This window comes from Cupriavidus basilensis (genome assembly GCF_000876015.1).
Taxonomy (GTDB): domain Bacteria; phylum Pseudomonadota; class Gammaproteobacteria; order Burkholderiales; family Burkholderiaceae; genus Cupriavidus; species Cupriavidus basilensis_B.
Map to the genome: position 1 here is coordinate 60,840 of NZ_BBQM01000024.1, position 25,349 is coordinate 86,188.

Annotated in this window: 21 protein-coding genes; 8 read left to right on the plus strand and 13 right to left on the minus strand. The window is 70.1% G+C overall.

Annotated features, from left to right (window positions below; genetic code table 11):
• The first annotated feature begins 71 nt into the window (after positions 1–71).
• On the plus strand, positions 72–965 hold the full coding sequence (locus tag KF708C_RS26295; RefSeq protein ID WP_059413964.1) for a LysR family transcriptional regulator: 894 nt from the start codon (positions 72–74) through the stop codon (positions 963–965).
• Positions 966–1,085: 120 nt separating this feature from the next.
• Positions 1,086–1,661, plus strand: a complete 576-nt coding sequence (locus KF708C_RS26300; protein ID WP_020201536.1) for a nitrogen fixation protein NifQ — start codon at positions 1,086–1,088, stop codon at positions 1,659–1,661.
• An 85-nt stretch (positions 1,662–1,746) separates the two neighbouring features.
• Here the strand turns inward: KF708C_RS26300 and KF708C_RS26305 are convergent, their stop codons facing one another.
• Genes KF708C_RS26305 through KF708C_RS26325 form a run of 5 tightly spaced genes read right to left on the minus strand, consistent with a single transcriptional unit; the run spans position 1,747 to position 8,108 of the window.
• Entirely contained in the window at positions 1,747–3,444 is a 1,698-nt protein-coding gene (locus KF708C_RS26305; RefSeq protein ID WP_063923069.1) for a dipeptide ABC transporter ATP-binding protein, read from the minus strand.
• 20 nt (positions 3,445–3,464) lie between these two features.
• The gene (locus KF708C_RS26310; protein ID WP_020201534.1) at positions 3,465–4,277 is read right to left on the minus strand and encodes an ABC transporter permease; all 813 of its coding nucleotides are present in this window, start codon (positions 4,275–4,277) and stop codon (positions 3,465–3,467) included.
• Entirely contained in the window at positions 4,274–5,230 is a 957-nt protein-coding gene (locus KF708C_RS26315; RefSeq protein WP_059413967.1) for an ABC transporter permease, read from the minus strand. Before KF708C_RS26315 ends, KF708C_RS26310 begins: the two co-directional genes overlap by 4 nt.
• 54 nt (positions 5,231–5,284) lie before the next feature.
• Positions 5,285–6,886: an ABC transporter substrate-binding protein gene (locus KF708C_RS26320; protein WP_231586587.1), complete on the minus strand. Its 1,602-nt coding sequence runs from the start codon at positions 6,884–6,886 to the stop codon at positions 5,285–5,287.
• A 16-nt stretch (positions 6,887–6,902) separates the two neighbouring features.
• On the minus strand, positions 6,903–8,108 hold the full coding sequence (locus KF708C_RS26325) for a C45 family autoproteolytic acyltransferase/hydolase (RefSeq protein ID WP_020201531.1): 1,206 nt from the start codon (positions 8,106–8,108) through the stop codon (positions 6,903–6,905).
• Positions 8,109–8,883: 775 nt separating this feature from the next.
• Between KF708C_RS26325 and KF708C_RS26330 the strand changes: the two genes are divergently transcribed.
• Complete coding sequence (locus KF708C_RS26330; RefSeq protein ID WP_059413969.1) at positions 8,884–9,933, plus strand: porin; 1,050 nt, start codon at positions 8,884–8,886, stop codon at positions 9,931–9,933.
• 52 nt (positions 9,934–9,985) lie between these two features.
• Here KF708C_RS26330 and KF708C_RS26335 read toward each other — a convergent pair whose 3' ends face one another.
• The 7 genes from KF708C_RS26335 to KF708C_RS26365 all read right to left on the minus strand — a co-directional run bounded on the left by KF708C_RS26335 (position 9,986) and on the right by KF708C_RS26365 (position 17,891).
• The gene (locus KF708C_RS26335; protein WP_082079922.1) at positions 9,986–11,008 is read right to left on the minus strand and encodes a GntR family transcriptional regulator; all 1,023 of its coding nucleotides are present in this window, start codon (positions 11,006–11,008) and stop codon (positions 9,986–9,988) included.
• A 99-nt stretch (positions 11,009–11,107) separates the two neighbouring features.
• Positions 11,108–12,124 carry an alpha/beta fold hydrolase gene (locus tag KF708C_RS26340; protein WP_059413971.1) on the minus strand — a complete coding sequence of 339 codons (1,017 nt, stop codon included), beginning with the start codon at positions 12,122–12,124 and terminating at the stop codon, positions 11,108–11,110.
• A complete protein-coding gene (locus KF708C_RS26345; RefSeq protein WP_231586588.1) occupies positions 12,121–13,218 on the minus strand; it encodes a Zn-dependent alcohol dehydrogenase in 1,098 nt (365 codons plus the stop codon). Before KF708C_RS26345 ends, KF708C_RS26340 begins: the two co-directional genes overlap by 4 nt.
• 37 nt (positions 13,219–13,255) lie before the next feature.
• The gene (locus tag KF708C_RS26350) at positions 13,256–14,080 is read right to left on the minus strand and encodes a phytanoyl-CoA dioxygenase family protein (protein ID WP_020201526.1); all 825 of its coding nucleotides are present in this window, start codon (positions 14,078–14,080) and stop codon (positions 13,256–13,258) included.
• Positions 14,081–14,158: 78 nt separating this feature from the next.
• Positions 14,159–15,370 (minus strand): alpha-hydroxy acid oxidase, encoded by a 1,212-nt coding sequence (locus KF708C_RS26355; RefSeq protein ID WP_059413974.1) that lies wholly within the window; start codon positions 15,368–15,370, stop codon positions 14,159–14,161.
• A 49-nt stretch (positions 15,371–15,419) separates the two neighbouring features.
• Positions 15,420–16,682 carry an MFS transporter gene (locus KF708C_RS26360; protein ID WP_020201524.1) on the minus strand — a complete coding sequence of 421 codons (1,263 nt, stop codon included), beginning with the start codon at positions 16,680–16,682 and terminating at the stop codon, positions 15,420–15,422.
• 348 nt (positions 16,683–17,030) lie between these two features.
• Positions 17,031–17,891, minus strand: a complete 861-nt coding sequence (locus tag KF708C_RS26365) for a fumarylacetoacetate hydrolase family protein (RefSeq protein ID WP_059413976.1) — start codon at positions 17,889–17,891, stop codon at positions 17,031–17,033.
• A gap of 286 nt (positions 17,892–18,177) precedes the next feature.
• Here KF708C_RS26365 and KF708C_RS26370 point away from each other — a divergent pair, with 286 nt between their 5' ends.
• The 4 genes from KF708C_RS26370 (at position 18,178) to KF708C_RS26385 (ending at position 22,329) form a co-directional block, all read left to right on the plus strand.
• A complete protein-coding gene (locus KF708C_RS26370) occupies positions 18,178–19,398 on the plus strand; it encodes a CaiB/BaiF CoA transferase family protein (protein ID WP_059413978.1) in 1,221 nt (406 codons plus the stop codon).
• Between the two features lie 52 nt (positions 19,399–19,450).
• The gene (locus KF708C_RS26375) at positions 19,451–20,431 is read left to right on the plus strand and encodes a Bug family tripartite tricarboxylate transporter substrate binding protein (protein WP_231401564.1); all 981 of its coding nucleotides are present in this window, start codon (positions 19,451–19,453) and stop codon (positions 20,429–20,431) included.
• Positions 20,432–20,440: 9 nt separating this feature from the next.
• Positions 20,441–21,265, plus strand: a complete 825-nt coding sequence (locus KF708C_RS26380; protein WP_059413980.1) for an HpcH/HpaI aldolase/citrate lyase family protein — start codon at positions 20,441–20,443, stop codon at positions 21,263–21,265.
• 176 nt (positions 21,266–21,441) lie between these two features.
• Entirely contained in the window at positions 21,442–22,329 is an 888-nt protein-coding gene (locus KF708C_RS26385; protein WP_020201519.1) for a LysR family transcriptional regulator, read from the plus strand.
• A 25-nt stretch (positions 22,330–22,354) separates the two neighbouring features.
• Here KF708C_RS26385 and KF708C_RS26390 read toward each other — a convergent pair whose 3' ends face one another.
• Positions 22,355–23,266, minus strand: coding sequence for a LysR family transcriptional regulator (locus tag KF708C_RS26390; protein ID WP_020201518.1), 912 nt, complete (start codon positions 23,264–23,266; stop codon positions 22,355–22,357).
• Between the two features lie 130 nt (positions 23,267–23,396).
• On the opposite strand from KF708C_RS26390, the gene KF708C_RS26395 reads away from it, so the two are divergent.
• Positions 23,397–25,079, plus strand: a complete 1,683-nt coding sequence (locus KF708C_RS26395; RefSeq protein WP_082079925.1) for a GMC family oxidoreductase — start codon at positions 23,397–23,399, stop codon at positions 25,077–25,079.
• Positions 25,080–25,349: the final 270 nt, after the last annotated feature.

Below are 25,349 nucleotides of genomic sequence, written 5' to 3' on the forward strand. Positions count from 1 at the left end.
GTGGCGAGAACAGCAAGGTAGGCCCGCGCCGGGTATATTGGAAATGAATAATCCATATGCCAGGTATTGCCATGAATAATCTGCGACGACTGGACCTCAACCTGCTGGTGACGCTGGACGTCCTGCTTGCCGAGCACAACGTGACACGCGCGGCGCAGCGCCTGCATCTTTCCCAGCCGTCGGTCAGCGTCCACCTGGCCCGGCTGCGGGAGATCCTCGGCGACCCGCTGCTGCTGCCCGGGCCGCGCGGGATGCGGCCCACGGCCCGCGCCGAGGCGCTGCGCGAACCGCTGCGCGAGGCGCTCGCGGCGCTGGAAAGCGCGGTCGCGCCCGCCAGCCCGTTCGACCCGGCCACGGCCAGCCAGACGTGGCGCGTGGCGGCCTCCGACTACGGCGAGTCGACCGTCCTGCTGCCGGCGCTGAACGGCTTGCGCGCGGCGGCGCCCGGCGTCCGGCTGGCGGTGCTCGAACTGATGCCGCCGCGCATCGCGAAGCAGGCGGAGCAGGGCGAGATCGACCTTGCCTTCCACGTCGGCGACGAGGCGTCGCCGGGCCTGCGCCACCGCACCCTGTTCACGGAGCGCTACGTGCTGGCGGGCCGCGCCGGCCATCCGCGTCTGAAGCGGCGGCCGACGCTGGCGCAGTTCTGCGCGCTCGACCACGTGATCGTGTCGCCGGACGGCGGGGGATTCCGCGGCGTCACCGATGACGCGCTCGCGCAGGCGGGCCTGACGCGCCGGGTGGTGCTGTCCGTGCCGCACTTCCTTTTCATGATGTCGGTGCTGGCGACGACCGACCTCGTGGCGATGCTGCCCGCGCGCCTCGTGCACGGCGTTGGTGCGCTGCAGGTGGTGGAGCCGCCCCTCGCGGTGCCGGGCTACGAGATGGCCATGCTCTGGCACGAGCGCAGCCACCGCGATCCCGCGCACCGGTGGCTGCGCGAATACATCGCGGGCGCGGTGTGAGCGGGGCAGGGCCAGGTGGAGCGGGGCGGCGCCGGTTTGACTACCGTTATATACAACGCTATATTTCGGAAACCGGGCGCCGCCAGCCAGTCGCGGCGCCCGTCTTCACAAGGCCGTGCCGTGAACCAGTCGTTGCTGATCCTCGATGCGTTTTCGCTGTCTCCCGGCGAGCCCGCGGCGCGCGCGCTGGCGGGCGTGCTGGAGAGCGCCGACGCGGGCCGGCTGCCCCGTTTCGCGCAATGGCTCGGGCTGGACGAGGCGGAGTTCTGGCGCATGCTGGAGCAGTGCTTTCCGGGTGCCCGGGCGGCGGGATGGGCACCCGAGTCCGCCCCCGTCGACGCGGCCGCGCTGCCCTGCGAGTTTCCCGACCTGGTGGACATGCTGATCGCCTCGGGCGACGCCAGCCGCCCGGCGATGCGCTGGGCCGCCCACGCGCTGGCCAGCGGCTGCTTCGGCGGCTCGCACCTGTGGCAGGACATGGGGCTGTCCGGCCGGCACGATGTCTCGCGCCTGCTGCAGGAATACTTTCCCGCGCTTTATGCGGCCAACACCGCGGAGATGAAGTGGAAGAAATTCTTCTACCACGAGTTGTGCCGGCGGCTGGATCTGCATCCCTGTCCTGAACCGTCCTGTGCCGCCTGCGACAACTACGTGGCTTGTCATGGGGCGGAGACGGTGGCGGTGCTCTGGCGCTAGCGGTGGGATCTGGGCGCCTGCCCTCTCCCCCGGCCCCTCTCCCACAAGCGGGAGAGGGGAGCGCACCGGCAGCAGTGCCGGCGCTTCACGAAGCCGCAGCCCCCAGCGCCAGCGACCCCGCGCCATCCTCCGCCACCGACAGCGGTGCCCGCTGCCCCGGCGCGACATAAGCGGCTTCCAGCAGCGCCCGCGTGTAGTCGTGCTGCGGCCGGTCGAAGATGTCGGCCACGCTGCCTTGCTCGACGATCCTGCCCTGGTGCATCACGACGATGCGGTCCGCCACCTCGGACACCGCGGCGAGGTTGTGCGAGACGAAGAAGCAGGCAAAGCCGTGCTGCGCCTGCAGTTGCCGGAACAAGGTCAGCACCTGTTTCTGGATCGTCATGTCGAGCGCGGACACGGGTTCGTCCGCGACCACCAGCGCGGGCCGGCGGATCAGCGCGCGGGCGATGGCCACGCGCTGGCGCTGGCCGCCGGAGAGCGCGTGCGGATAGCGCTCGCCCAGTCCGTCGAGCCCGACTTCGGCCAGCATGGCGTCCACGCGCGCGCGGCGCTGGGCGCGCGTGAGCGGCTCGCCGTGGTTGAGCGGCTCGGCCACGATGTCGCCGATGCGCTGGCGCGGGTCGAGCGACGAATACGGGTCCTGGAACACCATCTGGCAGGCCAGCCGGAAGTCGCGCCGGTCTTGCCGGCCGCCGCTGCCGACCGGTTGCCCGCGGAACCGGATCTCGCCGCCGGCGAGCGGCAGCAGGCCGATCAGCGCGCGCCCGAGCGTGGTCTTGCCCGAGCCGGAGCCGCCGACCACGGCCACCACTTCGCCGGGCCGGATCGCCAGCGAGACGCCGTCGACGGCGAGCTTGTCCGCCTGGCGCGAGAACAGCCGGTGCGCGCCGGGGTAGGCCACGGCAACGTTGCGCGCCTCGATCACCGGCGGCGCGTCGGCCACGGCGGGGCGGCTGTCGTCGCGCCGCGGCAGCGCGGCGATCAGGCTGCGGGTATAGGCTTCGCGCGGGTTGCGCAGCACCTCGCCGGCGCGGCCGGACTCGACCTGGTCGCCGCGCTTGAGCACCAGCACCGAATCGGCATAGTGCGCGACCAGCTGCAGGTCGTGCGTGACCAGCAGCACGGCGGTGCCGCTGGTGCGCGTGAGGTCGGCCATGATCTGCATGACCTCGCGCTGGCTCAGGGCATCGAGCGCGGTGGTCGGCTCGTCGGCGATCAGCAGGCGCGGCTTGAGCAGCATGACGCAGGCCAGCATGATGCGCTGGCGCATGCCGCCCGAGAACACGTGCGGGTAGGACGCCATGCAGCCTTCGGGGTCGGCGATCTGCACGCGCGCGAGCATGGCCACGGCGCGCTCGCGCGCGGCCTGCGCGGGGATCTTCTCGTGCAGCATCAGGCCTTCGCACAGTTGCGCGCCGACCGTCATGGCCGGGTTGAGCGAAACCATCGGCTCCTGGAACACCATGCCGGCGACTTGCCCGCGCAGCGAGCGCATGCCGCGGTCGGGCAGCGTGGCGACGTCGTGGCCGGCCAGCGTGATGGTGCCGCCGGTCTGGCGCACCTGCGACGGCAGCAGGCGCATCACGGCGCGCCCGGCCATCGTCTTGCCGCTGCCGGATTCGCCGACCAGCGCGAGCACCTCGCCCTGCGCGATGTCGAAGGAGATACCGTTGAGGATGGGCGTGCCGGCGGCGCTGCGCAGCGTCAGGCCGCGCACGCTCAGCAGCGGGGCGCCCTGGCCGGCGGGGAGCGATTGGGGGACCGGTTGGGGGGCGGGCATGCGGGCGTTCATCCTGGAATTCATCGTGGCTCCATGCGGGGGTCGAGCCAGTCGCGCAGCGCGTCGCCCAGCAGGTTGATGCCGAGCAGCGTCAGCGCGATGCACACGCCGGGCGCGATGCCCAGCCAGGCGGCGGATTCGATGTAGGGGCGGCCCGACGACAGCATGTTGCCCCAGGTGGGCGCGGGCGGCGGCACGCCGAGGCCGAGGAAGCTCAGCGCGCTTTCGGCCAGCACCACCCAGCCGAACATCGAGGTGCCGAGCACCATCAGCGGCGCGGCGCAGTTGGGCAGGATGTGGCGCAGCATGGTGACGAGCTCGCTGTTGCCGATCACGCGCGAGGCTTCCACGTATTCCTTCTCGCGCAGCGACAGCACTGTGCCGCGCACCAGCCGCACCACGGTGGGGGTGTAGGCCAGGCCCAGCGCCAGCACGATGCCGTACTTGTTGGCGCCGGTGACGACCATGATGCCGAGCGCGAGCAGGATGCCGGGGAAGGCGAGCAGCGCGTCGTTGAAGACCATCATCACGCGGTCGATCCTGCCGCGGAAGTAGCCGGCGATCAGGCCGAGCAGCGTGCCGAGCAGGAGCGCCACCAGCACGGTCAGCGCGGCCACCAGCAGGCTGGCGCCGGCGCCGGCCAGCAGGCGCGAGAGGATGTCGCGGCCGAATTCGTCGGTGCCGAGCCAGTGCAGGCTGCCGGGCGGCTTGAGCCGCATGCGCAGGTTCAGGCGCAGCGGGTTGTAGGGCGTCCAGATCACGGAGAGCAGCGCCATCGCCGTCACCGTGGCCACCAGCAGGCCGCCTATCAGCGCGTTGGTGCGTAGTTTCATGATGTCGCCACTCGCGGATCGAAGAGAGGGTAGAAGAGGTCCACGACAAGGTTGACCAGCACGTAGATGCCCGCGGTGAACAGCAGGCAGCCCTGCACCACGGGATAGTCGCGCGCGAAGATGGCGTCCACCAGCAGCCGGCCGAGGCCGGGCAGCGTGAACACGGTTTCCAGCACGGCGATGCCGCCGAGCAGGTTGCCCAGCACCAGCCCGATCAGGGTCCAGGTGGGCGCGAAGGCGTTGGGCAGCACGTGGCGCAGCAGCACGCGCAGCTCAGACAGGCCCTTGGCGCGCGCGTGGGTCACGTATTCCAGCCGCAGCGTCTCGATCGCGCTGGAGCGTGCCATGCGCGTGAGCACGCCCATCTCGATCAGCGTCAGCGTGATGACCGGCAGCACCAGGTAGCTGGCCGCGGCGCGCCAGTCCTGGCTGAAGGTGACGTAGCCCACCACCGGCACCCAGCCCAGCTTGAGGCCGACGAACAGCAGCAACAGCAGGCCCAGCCAGAAGCTCGGGATCGACAGGAAGAAGGTGGCGCCGGCGACGATCACCGTATCGGTCAGCGAGTTCTGCTTCCACGCGGCGAACAGCCCGGCCGGCACCGCCAGCAGGGTGGCCGCGCCCACCGCCACCAGCACGATGGCGGCGCTGACCTGGAAGCGCTCGAGCAGCAGCGGCAGCACCGCTTCGCCGCTGCTCAGCGAGTGGCCGAAGTCGCCGCTGGCCATGTGCGACAGCCACAGGCCGAACTGCACCAGGATGGGTTTGTCGAGGCCGAACTGGGCGCGCAGGTCGGCGAGTTGCTCGGCGGTGCCGGCGTCGCCGAGGATGAGCTGGGCCGGGTCGCCGGGGATCAGCCGCATCAGCACGAAGACCAGCACCGCCACCAGCAGCAGCGTCGGCACCGTCCACAGCGCGCGTCTAAGCAGGTACAGCAGGAAGGACGAAGACAAGGGAGGCTCCGGTTATGTTCATCTGGCTGTGGTGCATGCGGGGCGGGAGCGGCGCTAGCGCCTGGCCAGCGACACGCCCCAGGCGCGCGGCTGGCCCATCGGCCAGCCCTTGTAGCCCTTCACGTAGTCGCGCGCGGCGCTGGTGCGCATCTCCGAGTAGAAGAACACCGCCGGCACGTCTTCGAGCAGGCGCGCGTCGAGGCTGTCGAACATGGCCTGGCGCTGCGCGCGGTCCGTGGTGTTCATGCTGTTGCCCAGCAGGCGGATGGCCTCGGGCGTGTCCCACACCTTGCGCGGCTGGCGGTCCTTGGGGCCGATGATCATCTCGTAGGAGAGCGAGGCGTCGAGCCGCGCGGAGTACGTGAAGGCCATCGCCTGGTAGTCGCCGCGGTTGTAGCGGTCGAGCATGGTGGCCCAGTCGAGCACTTCCACGTCCACCTTGAGGCCGGCTTCGCTGGCCATCGCCTGCGTCAGCACGGCCATGTCGAACAGCGAGTTGTAGCGCTTGGTGGCCAGGATCTTGATGGTCTGGCCGCGGTAGCCGGCCTCGGCCAGCAGCTTGCGCGCGGCGGCGATGTCGCGCCCCGGCATGCCGGACTGCGCGCGGCCGTAGAACGGGCTGGCGCGCGGGATCACCGAGCGGTTCGGCTGCGCCGTGCCCTCGGTGAGGGCGTCCACCATCTCCGGCACGTCGAGCGTGAGGGCCAGCGCGCGGCGGATGCGCACGTCCTTGAGCAGCGGGTCGCGGGTCTGGAACAGCAGGCCGTTCAGGCTCATGGTGGGCATGCTCTGCATCACCAGCTCGGGGTGCCTGCGGTATTCGGGCAGGTCGTTGTCCTCCACGTCGAAGATCAGGTCCACGCCGCCGGACAGCAGCGCGGCCTTGGAGGCGGCCACGTCGGGGATGACCACGAAGCGCACCCTGGCCACCTCGGCGGTCTTGTTGCCGGTGTTGCCGTCGCGCTTGCCGGGCAGGGCCGCGTAGTCGGGGTTGCGCACCAGGTCGATGTACTGGCCGCGCTTCCACTCGGCGAGCTTGAACGGGCCGGTGCCGACCGGCTCGCGCCACTTGCCGTCGGGGCCGACGGAGCTGCGGTGGTAGACGCCGGCGCCGCCGCAGTCGGGCCGCGCCAGCGTTTCCAGGAACAGCGCGGAAGGGCGGTCCAGCGTGTAGACCACGGTCAGCGGGTCTTTCGCTTCCACCTTCAGCACCTTGGCCTGGCCGCGCCCGTCGAACTCGGACAGGCAGCGCCAGTTGTTGGCCGGCGTCATGTAGCGGTGCCACGAGAACACCACGTCGTCGGCCGTGAGCGGCGCGCCGTTGTGGAATCTCAGGCCCGGGCGCAGCGCGAAAGTGTAGGTCAGGCCGTCCGGCGATGTGGTCACGCTCTGCGCCAGCAGCGGGCCCACGGTAGTGTCCTCGCGGAACGCCACCAGGCCTTCGACGATGTGCGAGACCACCGCGTCGGTGTTGGCATCGCGGTTGATGCCGGGATCGGTGGAGCGGATGTCCGCGTTCAGGCGGATGCGCAGCGTGTCCTGCGCCGGCTGGGCATGCAGCGCGGGCGCGCCCAGGGCCAGGCACGCCGCCAGGGTGAAGGTTGCCGTCAGCAGCCGGGCCAGCGGCCGCGCGGCGTTTTTTCGTCTCGTCTCCATCTCTCCTCCGGCCGCGTCAGGCGGCGACTGCCCGCCGGTGGGCGGGGGCCGCGCCATCCGTGCGCGGCTGCTGGATTTCCATGTCCAGAGTGAAGGTGGCGAAGGTGGGATGCAGCGCGGGCAGCATCGACACTTCCATCACGCCCAGCTCCGGCTCCATCACGATCATTGCCACCGTGGCCGACAGGTTGTTGCTCGTGTTCGGGCGCGGCGGGCGGCACACCGAATACGGGGTTTCGAAATCGTCGAACAGCGCGCGCTTGATGGTGTCCACGGTGATGCCGCCCACGTGCGGCAGCACCAGTTGGCGCACGCGCTCGTCGCGGTAGAGCGAGTCCGGCATCTTCTGGATGCCGAGGTCGCGCAGCTTGGACAGCGCCACCGGGCTCTGCCAGTGGTTGGCGTGCACGATCACGCCCTGCTCGGGCAGCACCTGGAAGGTCTCGTCGGGCGCGCATTCGAAATCGATGGCCACGCCGCCGGCGTGGGCCACCATCATGTTGTTGGCCGCCGACTTGGCGCTCACGTACACCGACTGCATGGCGAAGGCCAGGCGCCGCTGCTCCAGCACCTTGCGGCGGATCAGCGCCAGCGGCACGCCGAGCGTGCGGTAGTCGCGCTCGCATTCGAGGTAGTTGGCGGTGATCGAGATGCCGGCCGCGTTCATGCCCGAGCGCGCCAGCGCGCCGGCCTCGGTGAAGGTGAGGTAGTCGGGGCCGTCTTCGCGGTGCACCTTGAGCACCACCGACGATTCGGCGCATTCCGCCTTCCAGTCCCAGTTCTGCGCGTGGATCACGCGGCCGCTGGCGGTGGCGCAGGGCAGCGCCACCACGCCGGTGCAGCCGTCCGGGTCCAGCGGCACCGGTTGTTGGTTGCGCATGCGGTCGGCCAGCTTGAGCACCTCGGTGCGCGCGTTGAGCATGACCACGGCGGCGTATTCCACCTGCGCGCCTTCGGCGATGCCCTTCATTTCCTCGATGTAGGTCGCGTCGAAGGCGGCAATGGTGGGCTCGAAGGTCGCCACGATCTTGCGCAGCTCGGGCCAGCCGAGCTTGTTGCTCTCCAGCTGCCGCGCATAGTGGTCGATGCCGCGCCGGATGCGCGCGGCGGCTTGTTCGCCGTATTGCCGGCCGCGCTCGCGCGGCGGCCCGCTGACCTCGATCAGCGGGCAGTGGGGAACGGTGTCACGGAAGGCGGAATGGTCGTCGGGATGGCTGGACATGGGAGGGAGCGTTCTCGGAGTCGGATATTGTCGCGGCAACGTGGTCGGGTCCGGGCGCTGTCGCTATGGTGCAACCGCGGTGTGCTGCGGGTTGTGCTGCGATTAAGTGTATTTTGTTGATATAAAAAAATCAACGAATACTTGGGCGGCACGCCCGCTCCCCGCGGCGGTGCATGCCGGCTGCCGGCCGGGCACCACCGGCGCGCCCGGCGAACCACCTGGCGGACGCGATTTCCCTTTCCCGGTGCGAGACCATCGGTATTTTCCCCAGGCGCGTGCGCGCTTGCCGCTATGCCGCGCCGCAGCGCCATCCTGCCACCGGCGCCGTGCCGGTCCGCGGCCCGCCCGGCGACCTCCGGACACCTTCGTCCGGACCCGCCACTGCAGACCCGGCCTGCTTCCTTCGCGCCGCCGCGCCTCGCCCCCTCCGATCTGGCGTTTCGCAGCATCCCGCACGCTAAATGTATTGTTTATGGTGTTTTGGATTCACAATAGACACTTTATATTGGCGTCGCCCGCTGAAACAATGGATACGCCAATTGATGAAATTGTCGCCATTGCGAAGGGGGTGGGCACGGTTTTGTGCTGTTCATGGCACAGGGCGGGCCTTTCGTGCCTGCATTCCCTCGCGACCCGATAAGACATCCTGTCACACAAAAAACACATGACTCCGGGCTTCCGCCGGGGCCGTGGCGCTTGTGCCTGGACAGGGTTGGTACACGCCGGCACGAGCCAGACCGGCACTCGACTTTGACAACGAGGGGAAACCTGAAGCATGAAGAAAACAGCATTGGTGGTGGCGGCCCTTGCGGGGCTGCCCGGCAGTAGCGCGTTCGCGCAGTCGTCGGTGACGCTGTATGGCGTGGCCGACGTCGGCGTGGAGTTCGCCAATCATCAGAAGGGCGCCGGCGACAGCGTGGTGCGGATGCAGTCGGGCAACCTGTCCGGCTCGCGCTGGGGGCTGCGCGGCGCGGAAGACCTGGGCGGCGGCATGCGGGCCATCTTCGCGCTGGAGAGCGGCTACAACGTCGACGACGGCAAGAGCGGGCAGAGCGGGCGGCTGTTCGGGCGCCAGGCATGGGTGGGGCTGAGCACCGCCTATGGCTCGCTGACGCTGGGCCGCCACAACACGCCGATGTACGACATCGGCGTCCAGTACGATCCGATGGGCATTTCCACGCGCTATTCGATCGGCGTGCAGGACGACGTCTTCCAGTCGCGCGCGGACAATTCGCTCAAGTACACGGGCAAGTTCGGCCCGGTGACGGCCAAGCTGCTGTACAGCTTCGGCGCCGACGGCACCGCCGGCACCAATGGCGAGGTGCCCGGCCATTTCACGGTCGGCCGCGAATACGGCGCCAGCCTCGCCTACGAGAGCGGGCCGCTGGCCGTGGCCGCCGTCTATGACGAGCAGGACGGCGACACCGTGGCGAGCGAGGGCGACCGCACGCGCAAGGCGGCGCTGGTCGGCACCTACGCCATCGGGCCGACCAAGACCTACCTGGGCTACCGCTACGGACGCACCATGACGGCGCCCCTGAACCAGACGACGAACCTGTACTGGGCGGGCGTGCAGTGGGACATCACGCAGGCGTGGTCGCTGACCGGCGCGGCCTACTACCAGGACTTCCGCGCCTCCGGCGCCGATCCGTGGCTGTTCATCGTGTCGGGCGGCTATGCGTTCTCGCGCCGCACGGACGTCTACCTGAACGTGGCCTACACGCGTAACAAGGATGACTCGAACCTGGGCACCGGCGGCTTCGGATCGACCGTGCCGGGCAAGAACCAGACCGGCGTGCTGCTGGGCATCCGGCACAAGTTCTGAGCGGCGCGAGGCAGGCGGGCCTGACCCGCCGCGCCTTGCGCGCGGCGAGCGGCTACTCGTCCTTCACCTTGCTCAGGTAGGACGGCAGCGGCGGCTGCTTCATCCTGCTGACGATGTCGAAGCGCAGCATCCAGCGTTTCCTGGCCTCGTTGATGTGCTCGTACAGCAGGCTCGCGGTGCGCTGCGGGTCGTCCGAGAGCAGGGCGTCGATGATCTGCAGGTGTTCGGTGAAGGCATCGTTGATCAGTTGCCCGGGAATCTGCAGGTACGGGTCGGCCAGGTACCGGGTCGGCACGAACAGCACGTGCGTGCGCGCGAGCGCGACCGTCATTTCCTTGTTCGGGCAATACGACAGCAGGCGGATGTGCAGGTCCGTCTCCGCCTCGTCCATGTCCTTGGCCTCGCGCTGCCCGCTGGCGATCTGGGCGGCCAGCTTGTCCCGCACGCCTTCGAGCCAGGCGCGCGGCACGCGCGCGGCCGCCTGCACCAGCGCCACGGGCTCGACCAGGCAGCGCATCTCGAACAGGTGGCCGATGCGCTCCTGCGTCACGCGCTCCGCGATCCAGTGTCCGCCCTTGTCCTTCGACAGCATGCCGACGCTGTGCATGCGCGCCATCACGTCGCGCGCGACCGTGCGGCTGACGTCGAAGTGTTCCGCGAGGCGTTCCTCGGTGATGCGCACGGTGCCGAACAGCACGCGCGTGCACAGCTCCCGCTCGACGGCGGCATACATGCGCTGCCACTGCGGCTCGCCGGTCAGGTCGACCTGCTCGAGCGTGGCGACGCGGCCCGCGCATTCGCCCCGGGCCTTGCCCGCGACCCGGTAGCCGCGCCCTTCGTTCTCGACGAGCAAACGGTCCGAGCACAGCATGGCGAGCGCGATGCGCGCGGGCGAGCGGCCGATGCTGAACGACCTCGCCACCTGCGCCTCGAGCAGCTTTTCTCCCGGAGCGATGCGCCCGCTTTCGATCATCTCGCGCAGCAACTGATAGGTGCGATGCTGGATCGATCCGCCAACCTCCGCATCGTTGGATGCGGCGGGCGGGAAACTGGCGCTGGTGGACAACTGGCTCATGGGCAGGAAGAGTGGACGCGATGGCTGAACGATACTACCGCACTTGCGCCGCGTACAGCCGCCGCCGCTACCGCCGCCGCCGCTGCCACCGCCATGCGCTCAGGCCAGGAACATGCCGATTTCCCGGTCGATCCGGCCCGCCGTCTCCGGGTCCGCTTCGGATGCCGCCAGATGCCCGTCCTGGCTGGGCAGCTGGACGAGTTGGCAGTCCGCGATGTGCTGCGCTGCCCAGATGCCTGCCTCGACCGGGTTGTAGAGGTCGAGCCGCGGCACCGCGATCAGGGTCCGCGCCCGGATCGCGGCGAGCGCCCGCGCCGTGTCGCCGCCGAAGCCCGGCGTGGTGCCGACGTCGTGCGCGTCGTAGGCCCACGACTGGTAGATCCAGTCGAGGGGATCGGCCTGCTGCCGGCGCCACCATGCCGTGCGCCGCGCCAGCCAGTCGTGCATGCCGTTCAGCGTGGCATCGGCGGCAAAGCGCGTGGGGCTGCGCATGGCCAGGATGTGCGTGACCGCGACCCACGCGGTCCAGTCGACCTCCGCCGATGATCCGGCGCCGCCCGCGCGCAGCGCGAGCCGGGCCGTCTCGTTGAGCGCCTGGGACCAGGGCGCGGTCTTCGCCATCGGCACCAGCGCGACGATGCGCGACATCGCATCCGGATACGACACGCCCCATTGCAGCGCCTGCATGCCGCCCATCGACGCGCCCGCCACCGCGTGCAGCGACGCGACGCCGAGCTGCTCGAGCAGCCGCTTCTGGCTGCGCACCATGTCGCGGATCGTGAAGCGCGGAAAGCGCTCGCCCGGCTGCGTGGCCGAGTTCGACGGCGACGAGGACAGGCCGTTGCCGAGCGCGTCGACGACGATGGTCGTATAGCGCGCGGGATCGAGCGCGCGGCCCGCGCCGATCAGGAAATCCAGCCGGTGGTGCGTGCTGCCGATGGCGCACAGGCCGAGCACGACCGGTTTCGACTTGTCGTCCAGGTCGCCGTGCACGACGTAGGACAGGCGCAGGTCGTCGATGGCCTCGCCCGATTCGAGCGGGAAGCGGCCGAGCGCCGCGCCGCGGTGCGGCGCGTCGATCCATCCGTCCTGCAGGGGAGGATGGCGCGGGATCATAGCTCGATCACGGCGCGGATGTCGCTGCCCGCCGCGAGCCGGTCGAGCCCCTCGTTCACCTCGCCGAGCGTGATCGTCGAGGTCACGTATTCGTCGAGCTTCAGCGTGCCGTCGAGATACGCCTGCGCCAGCGCCGGAAAATCGCGCGCCGGCTGCGCCGCGCCGTAGCTCGAGCGCACGATGCGCTTCTCGCCCATCAGCGCGCCCCAGCGGAACGCCATCTCGGCGTCGGCCGGCAGCTTGCCGAGCCACACCACCTGCCCGCCGGGGCGCACGAGGTCGACGCTGGCGCGGAACCCGGCCGGGTTGCCCGCCGCCTCGAACACATGGTCCGCGCCGCGGCCTTCGGTCAGCTCCAGGTGCAGCGCGCCGAGCGTGTCGTCGGCAACCAGCGCGTGCGTGGCCCCGAGCTTGCGCGCGACCTCGAGCCGCTGCGGCTGCCGGTCGATGGCGATGATGCGCGCCGCGCCGGCCATGCGCGCGCCCTGCACGGCCGACAGCCCGACCGCGCCGCAGCCGATCACCGTCACCGTCGCGCCCGGCTCCACCTGCGCGACGTGCGCCACCGCGCCGTAGCCGGTCATCACGCCGCAGCCGATCAGGCAGGCGCGCGCGAACGGGATGTCGCGCGAGACCGGAATCGCGCAGTCTTCGCTGACCACGCACAGCTCGGCGAAGCTGCCCGAATACATCAGTTGATGCACGGGCTGGCCGTCCCACGCCAGGCGCGGACGCCCGTCGAAATGGAACGACTGCGCCGCGTGGTCGCGGTAGGGCTGGCACAGGACATGCTGCTGGCGCCGGCAGTAGAAGCAGGTGTTGCAGTGCGGGTTCCACGACGTCACCACGTGGTCGCCGACCGCGACGCTGCGCACGCTGCGCCCAATCCATTCGACCACGCCCGCCGCCTCGTGCCCGGGCACGAACGGCAGCGGCGTGCGCAGGTCGCCGCGCACCGCTTCCAGGTCGGTGTGGCACAAGCTCGTCGCGCGCACGCGCACGACGACGTCGGTGTCTTCCAGCGCCGCCAGATCGAGCGATGCGACCCGAAGCGGGCTGCCCGCTTCGACCATGACTGCTGCATTGAATCCCAAACCGTCTCCCTCCGTTGATCGTTGCGTCCGGTTGCGCTCAGCGCTGCTGGGCCGCGCCCTTGTACAGGATCTTCCAGTTGCGCTCGCCGATCTGCTGATGGAGCGCGACGAACGCCGGGTCCAGTTCCGCGGTCGGCCTCGGCTCGTGCTCGAACGTGTTGAAGGTGTCGGTGCCGCGCACCAGGGTGGCGCTGTCCTCGCCTTCGAGCTGGCGCACGTAGGTCGGGATGTAGCGGATCGCGTAGCCGATGCGCCGGTTGGCCGAGTCGTTGGGCGGCGAGCCGTGCACGATGCGCACGTGGTGCAGCGACATTTCGCCCGGTTCGAGCTCGATCGACACCGCCTGCGACGCATCCACCTCGACGGCGATTTCCTGGCCGCGCGTGAGCAGGTTGTTGGCCGAGAACGTGTCGCGGTGCGGTATCTGGTCCAGCAGGTGCGTGCCGGGGATGACCTGCATCGCGCCGTTGGCGCGGTTGCTCTCCGACAGCGCGACCCAGGCGGTCACCACGTCGGGCTTGGACAGGCCCCAGTAGGTGGAGTCCTGGTGCCACGACACGAAGGCCGGGTCGTGCGCGTTCTTGATGAAGAAGCTGCTGGCCCAGGCAAGCAGGTTCTCGCCGTAGAGGTCCTCGATCGCGTTGACCACGGCATCGCTGCCGACCAGTTCGTTGAGCCACGGGAACAGCAGGTGGCTCTTGAGGTTGAGCGCCTTCTTCACGAGCGGGCTGTCCGAATGCTCGAAATCTTCGAGCCGCTTGCGCAGCTCCAGCGCCTTCTCGACCGGCATCACGCGAATCGGCGCGACGTAGCCGAACTTCTGGAAGTGCTCGACCTGTTGCGGAGTCAGTGACTTCAACATGCAATCTTCTCCAGTGAATTGTTATGTGGGTTGTGTGACGTGGTGATAAATGGTGAAACAGTGGTGATGAACCGGTTGTCAGCCCGCCAGCGCGCGCGCCGGCGCGCCCGTGACCGTGACGTGCGGCACGCCGCGGGCCGGCATGCGGAACCCGCCGTCGAGCAGGATGCGGCCGTCGGCTTCGCGCACGTCGGTGATGCCGCACAGCGCCATCGTCATGTCGAGCTCTTCGCGGATGATCTCGAGCGCGCGCGTCACGCCCGCCTCGCCCAGCGCGCCGAGCGCGTACAGGAACGCGCGGCCGATGTACACGCCGCGCGCGCCGCAGGCGAGCGCCTTGAGCACGTCCTGCCCCGAGCGGATGCCGCCGTCCATGTGCAGCTCGATCTCGCCGCGCACGGCCTCGGCGATGCGCGGCAGCATCGAGATCGTCGACGGCGCGCCGTCGAGCTGGCGCCCGCCGTGGTTCGACACGATCAGCGCGTCGGCGCCGCAGTCCAGCGCGATCCTGGCATCCTCGGGATCGAGGATGCCTTTGAGGATGAGCTTGCCGTTCCACTGGCTGCGCACCCACTCGATGTCCTTCCAGGTGAGCGTCGGGTCGAACTGGTTCTGCGCCCACTCGGCCATCGAGGCGATGCCGGTCACGCCCGGCGCGTGCCCGACGATGTTGCCGAACGTGCGGCGCGGCGTGCGCAGCATGCCGGCGCACCACGCCGGATAGCGCGCGAGGTGCGCGAGATTGCGCAGCGTGAGCCGGGGCGGCGCCGACAGGCCGTTGCGCAGGTCCTTGTGCCGGCGCCCCTGGATCTGCAGGTCGAGCGTCAGCACCAGCGCGGAGCAGCCCGCCACCTGCGCGCGCCGGATCAGGTCCGCGATGAACACGCGGTCCTTCATCATGTAGAGCTGGAACCAGAACGGCTTGGTGGTGTGCGCGGCCACGTCCTCGATCGAGCACACGCTCACCGTCGACAGCGTGAACGGCACGCCGAAGCGCTCGGCCGCGCGCGCGGCGAGGATCTCGCCGTCCGCGTGCTGCATGCCCGCGATGCCGGTCGGCGCCAGCGCGAGGGGCATCGACACGGCGTGCCCGGCCATCGTCGAGGCCAGGTTGCGCCGGCTGAAGTCGACGGCCACGCGCTGCCTGAACTTGAGCCGCGCGAGGTCGTCCTCGTTCGCGCGGTAGGTCGATTCGGTCCACGAGCCGGCGTCGACGTAGTCGTAGAACATCTTGGGCACGCGGCGTTTGGCGCGCTGGCGCAGTTCCTCGATGGTGGCGAAATGGGTCATGTCGGTACGGCTGGCAGGTTGGAATGAAGAGGCGAGGGCCCGGCGGCGCTCATGCGATGCCCGGCTCGAACCGCGGCTGGCGCTTGGGCGTGCGCACGCAGACCGCCACCAGGATCGCGCCGAGCGCGGCAATGAGGCCCGTGAGCAGGAACGCGCTCTTGAAGTTGCCCGACCACTGCACCAGGAAGCCCGTCAGCGCCGGCGCGACGATGCCCGCGAGGTTGGCGATGAAGTGGATGAAGCCGCCGATGGCGCCAACCCGGTCCTTCTCGACCGTATCGAGCACGATCGCGAAGTAGGTGTTGTACGAGGCGTACATGAAGAACACCCCGGTCGCCATCAGCGCCACGGCGCTGGTGAGTTCCGTGACGGTGCCCGTGGCCGCGATGCAGGCCGCGCCGGCGCCGAGACTGGTGATCAGCACGACCTTGCGCGCGAAGATCGCGCGGCCGGTGCGCCGGAACAGGTAGTCGCACACCACGCCGCCGGCGATCAGGCCGGTGGCGCCCACCGCCCACGGAATCACGCTGACCACCGCCATCTTCTGGATGCTCAGGTGATGCGCCATCGTCAGGTAGCTGGGGAACCACGACAGGAAGAAGTAGAGGATGTAGGCGTAGCCGAAGAACGCGAACGCGGTGGCGAGAATGGCGGGCTGCAGCAGGTACTCGCGCAGCGGCGTGACGGTGCCCGGGGTGGTCTCGCGCGGCGCTTCCGCGCTGGCCGTGGCGGGCTCGTCGGGCGCGACTTCGGGGTTGTCCTTGGCCATCAGCAGCCAGCTTATCACCCACAGCAGGCCGACCGAGGCGATGATCACGAACGACACGCGCCAGCCGACGCTGACCGCGAGGAAGCCGACGATCGGGCCGGCCAGCGCCGCGCCCAGCGACTGTCCCGAGTTGGCGATGCCGATCGCGCTGGCTTGCTGCGCGCGCGGGAACCAGTTCGAGACGAGCTTGTTGATGTTGGCGCAGAACGGCCCTTCGCCCATGCCGAAGACCACGCGCACGGCCAGCAGGCTGGCCAGCCCGACCGTGGTCGCGGTGAGGCCGCAGAACAGCGACCAGACCAGCATCGACACGGTCAGCACGCGCTTCGGGCCGAAGCGGTCGGCCGCGTATCCGCCGACGAAGCAGAACAGCGCGTAGCCGACGAAAAAGCTGCTGAAGACGATGCCCAGTTGCGCCGGGTCCAGATGCAGTTCCTGCGCGACCAGCGGCGCCGTGATCGACAGCGCCGCGCGGTCGAGATAGCTGATCGCCCCGCCCACGAACAGCAACCATATGAGCGTCCAGCGCGAGCGTGTCTCCATGAGTGTCTCCTTTGTTGACTGCTTTGTTGACTGCTTTATCGGCAGATGCGCTGCCTGCGTCTTGATGTTATTTGGTACATTGCATCCAATGTGCATTCAGAGTAATGACGGGGTCGCGGGATGTCAATGTGGCGATGGCTAGTGATTACCCTTGGTGCGTGTCCGGATGCCTGCCGGGGGATGCCATGCGCCGTGGTTTGCGCGGTTTGCGCGGACGTGACGGAGCAGCGGCCCGCGCAGGTGCGCGGGCCGCCGCCGTTGTGCTCCCCCGTCCAGTTGTAGTCGTTTTGGCGGTTCTTGCCGCGTGTCGCCGTATCGCCGTATCGCCGTATTGCCGTGCCGGCGAGGTCAGCGCGCCACTGCCGCGCCGAACGCCACCACGGTCGAGCGCTGCTCGCCGAGACCGGCGATGCCGACGGTCATGGTCTGTCCCGGCTGGAGATAGACGGGCGGCTTCAGGCCCATGCCGACGCCGGCCGGCGTGCCGGTCGCGATCACGTCGCCCGGCTGCAGGCTCATGAACTGGCTGATGTACGACACCAGCTCCGCCGCGCCGAAGATCATGTCGCGCGTGCTGCCGTCCTGGCGCCGCACGCCGTCGACCTCGAGCCACAGCGCCAGCGCCTGCGGGTCGGGCACCTCGTCGGCGGTGACGAGCCACGGGCCCAGCGGGCCGAAGGTGTCCGCCGCCTTGCCCTTGTCCCACTGTCCGCCGCGCTCGAGCTGGAAGGCGCGCTCGGAGACGTCGTTCACCACGCAGTAGCCGGCCACGTGCGCCAGCGCGTCTTCCTTCGTCACGTAGCGCGCGGTCTTGCCGATCACGATGCCGAGCTCGACTTCCCAGTCGACCTTCTGCGCGTCGCGCGGGATCTCGACCGGATCGAACGGCCCGTTGATCGAGCTGGTCGCCTTCAGGAACAGGATCGGCTCCTTGGGCGCCGCCATGTTGGCTTCCTTCGCGTGGTCCGTGTAGTTCAGGCCGACGCAGACGAGCTTGCCGACCGCGCCGACGCACGGCCCGAGCCGCTCGCCCGGCGCGACCGCCGGCAGCGTGCGCGGGTCGAGCGCCGCGACGCGCGCGAGCGAGCCGTCCGCGAGCGCCGCGCCATGCCAGTCGTCGACCATGCCGACGAGGCTGCGCACCTGTCCTTCGTTATCCAGCACGCCCGGCTTCTCGGCGCCGGGCTGTCCCCACCGTACCAGCTTCATGTCCGCTCCTGTCTCTCTCTGTTGGTCTTTCGTGGCTTTAAATGTACATCGTGTGCAATGTGCGTTTCGAAGGTTATCGGCTGGAAAATCCAGTGTCAAGGAACATTTCGCGCGCGCTTCGCCGGACGGCATGTCGGCCAGCCCGGCCGGCCGGCCCGGCGGGCGATGCCGCAACGGCTTCTTAAGCATCGTTGATAAAGCTATTCATGGAATGTCATTGGACCGCCCCGACAGCGCTGCCTAGAATCCTGCCAACCGCAAGGCTTTGCGGCAAAAGACAGAGAACATGACAGAGCAGACATCCCAGAAGAACCAGGCACAGGCGCTGGATGGCATCCGGGTCCTCGATCTCGGCACGTTCGTCGCCGGCCCTTTCTGCACGACCATCCTGGCGGAATTCGGCGCCGAGGTCATCAAGGTGGAGCCGCCCGGAACGGGCGATTCGCTGCGGCGCTTCGGCACCCATACCGACTGCGGCGACACGCTGATGTGGCTCAACGAGAGCCGCAACAAGAAGTGCGTGACGCTCAATCTGCGCGACCCCAAGGGGCAGGAAGTCCTCAAGCGCCTGGCCGCGCGCAGCGACGTGATCGTGGAGAACTACCGGCCCGGCGTGCTGGAGCGCTGGGGCCTGCCGTGGGAAGAGATCCAGCGGCTCAACCCGCGCGCCATCCTGGTGCGCATCTCGGCCTATGGCCAGGAAGGCCCGTACCGCGGCCGGCCGGGTTTCGCGCGGGTGGCGCACGCCTTCTCGGGGCTCGCCTATCTCGCCGGCGAGCCGGGCCGCACGCCGGTCACGCCCGGGTCCACGTCGCTGGCCGACTACGGCTCGGGTCTGTACGGCGCGGTCGGGGTGCTGCTGGCGCTGCGCGCGCGGGAGAGCACGGGCGTGGGGCAGGTGGTCGATCTCGCGCTCTACGAATCCATGTTCCGCGTCCTGGACGAGATGGTGCCGGTGTACCAGCAGACCGGCATGGTGCGCGAGCGGCAGGGCGCCGACACGGTGAACGTGGTGCCGCACAGCCACTACCAGACCCGCGACGGCAAGTGGGTGGCCATCGCCTGCACCAACGACAAGATCTTCGCGCGGCTGGCGGCGGTCATGGGCGAGCCGGAACTGGCGGCGCCCGAGCGCTGGGGCCCGGTCGGGCACCGCCTGGCGGAGCGCGCGGCGGTCAATGCGCGCGTGGCGTCGTGGGCCGCGTCGATCGACTGCGCCGACCTGCTCGCGCGGTGCGACGCCGGCGGCGTGCCGGCCGCCACGCTGTACAGCGTGGCCGACATCTTCGCGGACCCGCAGTACGCGCTGCGCGAGAACATCAAGACGGTGCCGTCGCGCGCGGGGCCGGTGGCGGTGCAGAACGTCATCCCCAAGCTGTCCGGCACGCCGGGCGGCATCAAGTGGCTGGGCCCGGCGCTGGGGGAACACAACGACGCGGTCTTCCAGGAGCTGCTCGGCATGACGGCCGGCGAGCTCGACGCCATGCGGGAGGCCGGCATCATGTGACGCAGGCACGCGGCGGCGCCCGGACATATAAAAAAACATCAGGAGACAAACCATGAAGAGACGCAGGTTCATGCAGGCCACGGCCGCGGCGCTGGCCGCGCCGCTCGGCCAGTGGGCGGCGCAGGCGCAGACCTGGCCGGACAAGCCGGTCAGGCTGCTGGTTCCCACGCCGCCCGGCAACGCCCTCGACATCTCGGCGCGGCTGCTGGGCGACCGGCTGACGCAGCGCTGGAAGCAGGCGGTGGTGGTCGACAACCGGCCCGGCGGCAGCGGCCTGCCCGCCATGATCGCCGGCAAGACCGCGGCGCCGGACGGGTACACCATCATCGTGGCGCCGTCGTCCACGATGGCCATCAACCCCGGCCTCTATCCCAAGCTGCCCTACGATCCGCGCGAGAATTTCGACACGGTGGGCGGCATCTATCTCGCGCCGATCATGCTGGTGGCCGGCAATGCCTCGCCATACCACTCGCTGGCCGACGTCGTGGCCGCGGCGCGCAAGGAGCCCGGCAAGCTGGCCATCGCCATCGGCGGGCCGCCGGGCACCACGCAGCATCTCTCGGCCGAGCTGTTCCGCTTCCGCGCGGGCCTGCAGGTCATCAACGTGCCCTACAAGGGCAGCGGCCCGGCCATGCAGGACCTGCTGGGCGGGCAGGTCGGGCTGCTGTTCGACAGCGTGGCCTCGGCGCTGCCGCAGATCAAGGCCGGCGCGCTGCGCCCCATCGCGGTGGCCAGCGCGCAGCGCATGCCCCAGCTGCCGAACGTGCCGACCATCGCCGAACTGGGCTATCCCGGCTTCGAGGCGGTGAGCTGGGGCGGGCTGGCCGTGCCCAAGGGCACGCCGCGCGCCATCATCGAGCGCATCGGCGAGGACACCCGCGCCATCGTCAACGACCCGGCGGTGCGCGAGCAGATGCTCTCGCGCGGCCTGCTGCCCGATGCGCGCGGCGCGGCCGACTGGAGCCGCTTCATCGATTCGGAAATCGTCAAGTGGGGCGAGCTCATCAAGGCCGCCCACATCACCGTGGAGTAGCGCACAGACATGCCGGCCCAGCATTCCTTCCTGTTTGTCCCCGCCACGCAGCCGCAGCGTTTTTCCAAGGCGGCCGCGAGCGGCGCGCACGCCGTGATCGTCGACCTCGAGGACGCCGTGGCGCCGCCCGACAAGGAGCGCGCGCGCGCCATCTTCGCGGACGAGGCCGCGGCCCTGCGCGCCTTGTGCGACGGCGCGGGCTGCGAGCTGCTGGTGCGCATCAACGCCCACGGCAGCGCGTGGCACGCGCAGGACGTGCAGGCCTGCGCCGGCCTGCCGGTGCACGGCGTGGTGGTGCCCAAGCCGGACGACCTCGTCGTGCTGGCGGCGCTGGCGCGCGCCGTGGGAGGCGCCCGCGCGCTCTACCTGCTGGTCGAGTCGGCCGCCGGCTTCCTGCATCTGGCCGACATCGCGCGCGCGCCCGGCGTGCGCCGGCTGATGCTGGGCGCGGCCGACCTGATGCTCGACATCGGCCTGCCCGACGACGACGCGCCGCTGCACTATTTCCGCTCGCAACTGGCGATGCATTCGCGGCTGGCCGGGCTGCCGCCGCCGGTGGACGGCGTCTGCCTGGCGCTGGACGATGCCCGGCGGCTGGCGCACGAGGTCGAGCGCGCCAAGCGCTTCGGCTTCGGCGCCAAGCTGTGCGTCCATCCCACGCAGATCGAGGCCGTCAACCGCGGCTTCCTGCCGCCGGCGGCCGAATGCGAATGGGCGCGCCGCGTGATCGAGGCGGCGGCCGGCGCCGGCGGGGCGGCGGTCAGGGTCGATGGCCGGCTCGTCGATGCGCCGATCATCGAGCAGGCGCGCCGCGTGCTGGCGGCGGCCAGCTAGCCTCGCCGCCCTGGCCGCCTGTTGGGGGATGCCCGGCTTTGCAGGCCCGGGAAGTTGTCCCAGAATGGCGCGCAGCGGTCCCGCGCGGGCGCTGCGCGGCACTTGCCGTGCCGCGCAGCGGCGCCGGGATCTTCCCGAACCGACTTCCGACATCTCCCTCCCGCATGGGAACGCCTGTGGACCTACAGCACTTACGCGCCTTCGAGGCGATCGCGCGTGAGGGCAATCTCACCCGCGCGGCCGAAAGCCTGCACCTGACGCAGCCCGCGGTGAGCATGCAGATCAAGAGCCTGCAGGAGCTGCTGCAGGTGACGCTGTTCGTGCGCACCGGGCGCGGGCTCATGCTCAGCGCGCACGGCCGGGCGCTGGTGCCCGCGGCCCGCAAGATCCTGGAGGCCGTGGAGGAATTCGGCCGCGCCGCCGAGGCCATGCGCAGCGCCGCCTACGGCACGCTCGGCCTGGGCACCATCCTCAATCCCGAGGCCATCCGCCTGGGCGCCTGCCTGCAATACCTGGTCGAGCATCATCCGAACGTGCAGCCGCGGCTGCGGCACGGCATGTCGGGCTGGGTCCTGAGCCAGATCCGCGGCGGCGCGCTGGACGCGGCGTTCTATCTCGGCCCGCCGGGCGAGGTCGGCTCGGGCGACGACATCTGCGCGCTCAAGCTGCGCGCCATCCACTATTACGTGATCGCGCCGCGCGGCTGGGACGCGCGCGTGGCCGGCAAGAGCTGGGCCGAGGTGGCGCTGCTGCCGTGGGTCTGGACGCACGAGCATTCGACCCACCACCGCATGCTGAGCCGCAAGTTCGACGAGCTCGGCGTGCGCCCGCTGGTGGCCGCCGAAGTGGACCTGGAGGCGTCGATGGTGGACCTGGTGGTGTCGGGCGTCGGCCTCTCGCTGGCGCGCGACTCGGTGGCGCTGCGCGTGGCCCAGTCGCACGGGCTGGTGGTGGCGCAGACGCTCACGCTGACCGCCGATCTCTCGTTCATCGCGCTGGCCAGGCGCATGGAGGACCCGGTGGTGAGCGCGGCCTTCGCCGCCGTGCGCGCCACCTATGGCTGAAGCACGCCGGCGCCGGCGCCGCCCGTCAGTCCAGCCACACCCGGTTCAGCGCGCCCAGCGCCTCCACGATCAGCGCCTCCTCCAGCCTGGACGCCAGGCAGACGAACTGCAGCTCGCAGCCGATGCGGACCCGGTCCGCCACGGCCAGCCCTGACGTCTGGCTCTCGCGCATGGCGGTGGCATCGCGCACCAGGCTGAGCCCGACCCCCGACTTGATGAGATCGAGCATGGACGGCTCCTGGTCCACCAGCGCGGCGCGGCGCGGCGCCAGCCCGCGCGGGCCGAAGATGCCCGCCAGCAGGCGCGAATGCACGGATTCCGGCGGCGTCGCCAGCCAGGGCAGGGTGGCCAGCGCTTCCCAGTCGCAGCCCGTCACCTGCGGCCCCCAGCCGGCCGGCGCCACCACCCGGTACTCGAAGCGCGTCAGCGTGCGCACCGCCAGGTCCGGCTGCAACTGGTGCGTGGCTTCGCGGTCGGGGCTCAGGTAGAAGCAGACGTCCAGGCTGCCCTGCTGCAGCTGGGCCATCACGCTGCCGCTCATGCCGTGGCGCAGTTCGGTCTCGATCTGCGGCGCCGACTGCACCAGTTGCCCGAGCCAGTCGCCCAGGCGGATGAACGACGGCTCCAGGATGGTGCCGATGCGCAGCTTGCCGCGCACGGTGCCGTGCAGCCGGCTCACGGCATTGGCCACGTCCTGGATGGCATGCAGGGCGCGCTCGGCCTGGGGCAGCAGCGCGGCGCCGTCGGCGCTCAGCACCAGCCCGTGGGCGGTGCGGTGGAACAGCGTCAGGCCCGTGATCTCCGCCATGCGCTTGAGCTGGAGGCTGACGGCCGGCTGCGAGCGGTGCATCTGCTCGGCCGCCTTGGAGACATTGCCCTCGCGCGCCACCGCGACGAACACCCGCAGCGTCTGCAGATCAAGATTGGCCGGATTCATATTTGTGAAACCTATATCTCAGATTGCCGAAACTCAATGGATTTCGGAATATCCCGGGAGGAAACTACGCGCACTCGCCACAACAATTTTAGCGCGGCAAATAAAGCTCGCGTTCCGGAGACACAGCGTCGTGACCCACAGCACCGATCCCGCTTTCGACTACATCGTCATCGGCGCCGGCACCGCCGGCGCGCTGATGGCCAACCGGCTCAGCGCCGACAAGGACCGGCGCGTGCTGCTGATCGAGGCCGGCGGCAAGGATGACTACCACTGGATCCACATCCCGGTCGGCTATCTCTACTGCATCGGCAACCCGCGCACCGACTGGCTCTACCGCACCGAGCCCGACGCGGGCCTCAACGGCCGCCAGTTGCGCTACCCGCGCGGCAAGACGCTCGGCGGCTGCTCCAGCATCAACGGCATGATCTACATGCGCGGCCAGTCGCGCGACTACGAGCAGTGGGCGCAGCGCACCGGCGACGACACCTGGCGCTGGGACAACGTGCTGCCGGCCTTCCGCCAGCACGAAGACCATTATCTCGGCGACACCCCGGAGCACGACGCGGCCTTCGCCGACTACCACGGCCACGGCGGCGAGTGGCGCGTGGAAAAGCAGCGCCTGCGCTGGGACATCCTCGACGCCTTCGCCGAAGCCGCGGCGCAGGCCGGCGTGCCGCACACCGGCGATTTCAACCGCGGCGACAACGAGGGCGTGGGCTACTTCCAGGTCAACCAGAAAGCCGGCTGGCGCTGGAACAGCGCCAAGGCGTTCCTGCGTCCCGCCTGCAGCGGCCGGCCCAATTTCGAACTGTGGACCGGCGCGCAGGTCGCGCGCCTGCTGGTCGAGCCGCGGGCCGACGGCAGCCTGCGCTGCACCGGCGCGCGGGTGTGGGACGGCCGGCAGTTCGTCACCGTGCGCGCCGCATGCGAGGTGATCCTGTGCGCGGGCAGCATCGGCTCGCCGCAGATCCTGCAGCTCTCGGGCCTGGGCCCGGGCGCGCTGCTGCGCGAGCACGGCATCGAGGTGCTGGCCGACCTGCCCGGCGTGGGCGGCAACCTGCAGGATCACCTGCAGATCCGCGCCGTGTACCGGATCGAGGGCGCGGCCACGCTCAACGTGCTGGCGTCCAGCCTGTGGGGCAAGGCGCGCATCGGCCTGCAATACCTGCTGTCGCGCAGCGGCCCCATGAGCATGGCGCCGTCGCAGCTGGGCGCCTTCACGCGCAGCTCGCCGGAGCAGGCCTGGCCCAACATCCAGTACCACGTCCAGCCGCTCTCGCTGGAGGCGTTCGGCGAGCCGCTGCATGCCTTCCCGGCCTTCACGGCCAGCGTCTGCAACCTGAACCCCACCAGCCGCGGCACCGTGCGCATCCGCAGCGAGGACTTCCGCCAGGCGCCGGCCATCGCGCCCAACTACCTGTCCACCGCCGAGGACCGGCAGGTGGCGGCGGACTCGCTGCGCGTGACCCGCCGCATCGTCGCGCAGCCGGCGCTGGCCCGCTACAAGCCGCAGGAATACAAGCCCGGCCCGCAATACCGGACGGACGAGGACCTGGCGCGGCTGGCCGGCGACATCGCCACCACCATCTTCCACCCCGTGGGCACCGCGGCGATGGGCCGCGACGGCGACCCCGCGGCCGTGCTGGACAGCCGCATGCGGGTGCGCGACGGGCGCGGCGGCCGCATCGCCGGCCTGCGCGTGGTCGACGCCAGCGCGATGCCGTCGATCACCAGCGGCAACACCAACAGTCCCACGCTGATGATGGCCGAGAAGGCCGCGGGCTGGGTGCGCGCGGACGCCGGGCGGGGCTGAACGCCCGCGGCGCCGGCGGCCATTCCGGGGGGAGTGGCCGCCGCACCGGGCGAGGGGCCGGGCAAGGCAGCGGTGCCGGGCATGCGGCGCAAATTGTGTCCAAGTCACCCCGCACCCGTGGGGTCGGGCCAGATCTGCAACACCGCGGGGGCGGCGCCCGCTAGAATGCAGGCCTTGTTCCGAGGATTTTCGACATTGCGGCCCGCCGGGCGGCAACGCCCGGATGCGGGCGCCGCGCGACCTCGACACGCCACGAAGCCCTGGCCCGGT